Source organism: Caballeronia sp. INML3B, assembly GCF_023631305.1.
GTDB classification, from domain to species: Bacteria; Pseudomonadota; Gammaproteobacteria; order Burkholderiales; family Burkholderiaceae; genus Caballeronia; species Caballeronia turbans.
In genome coordinates this window covers 1-768 of the sequence record NZ_JALQDI010000068.1, presented here as the reverse complement: position 1 = coordinate 768, position 768 = coordinate 1, and the positions used below count along the sequence as shown (strand labels likewise).

Below are 768 nucleotides of genomic sequence, written 5' to 3'. Positions count from 1 at the left end.
TCCGCTTCGATCAGCTTCAAGAGCCAATGCTCGACGGTGATTTCATCGGAAAGGCGCGTCTGGCACAGGCTCGCGGCCGCTTCGAGCGTGCGGGCGCAGTGCGGATTGAGCCGGCGAAGCAGATGAGTGGAGTCGCGCATTGTCATATGAAGTCCGGTGACGAGGGAATGAAAGAGGGCGTGCGGGGCTGTCGAATTTGCAGAAGAAAAAGCCAGCCCGCGAGGCGGGCTGGCTTGGACGACTCACGTCGTCATGAGGCGCTTACGCGCGCTCGTTCCACGTGTCCTTGTGGATGATGTTGCCGTCCTTGTACGACCAGGTGATCTGTTCGTAGCGCAGTTCGACTTCTTCCAGATGGTTGTGCTTCTCGTAATCCGGATTCTTGATGTCGAGCATCTTCGGACGCACGGCGACGACCTTGACGTTGTCGAGCTTGGTGTTGAAGTATTCCTTCTCCTTGCCCGCGTCGTCGATCTTGTACCACTTGATTTCGACGGACTTCAGCGTCTGGCCGCTCGTCACCGCCTTGTACAGGTACGGCGTCGATGCGTCGGTTTCCTTGGTCAGCGTGACCGGCGCGTGCACGCGCGTGCCGGTCAGCTTGCCGGTGTTGCCATCGGTCGGGATGTGCACGCCGTGGTCGAACGCGACGATCTCGACGCTGCCTTCGCGGCTTTGCACGGTGACGGAACCCTTGATGTCGGCGCCGCCGTCATCCTTGAGCCACATGTATGCGGGAATTGCCATTTACTACTCCTCTTTGGTACT

1 protein-coding gene is annotated in these 768 nt (G+C 59.2%); it reads right to left on the bottom strand.

The genetic code is table 11. The annotated features are described in order from the left end of the window. Positions 1-261: 261 nt before the first annotated feature. Positions 262-747, bottom strand: coding sequence for an Hcp family type VI secretion system effector (locus tag NCS58_RS28340; protein WP_250478055.1), 486 nt, complete (start codon positions 745-747; stop codon positions 262-264). Between the last annotated feature and the right edge of the window lie 21 nt (positions 748-768).

What these genes read in the sequence shown, in the direction of transcription:
- NCS58_RS28340 (WP_250478055.1), bottom strand. Translation starts at nt 747, where the DNA reads ATGGCAATTCCCGCATACATGTGGCTCAAGGATGACGGCGGCGCCGAC.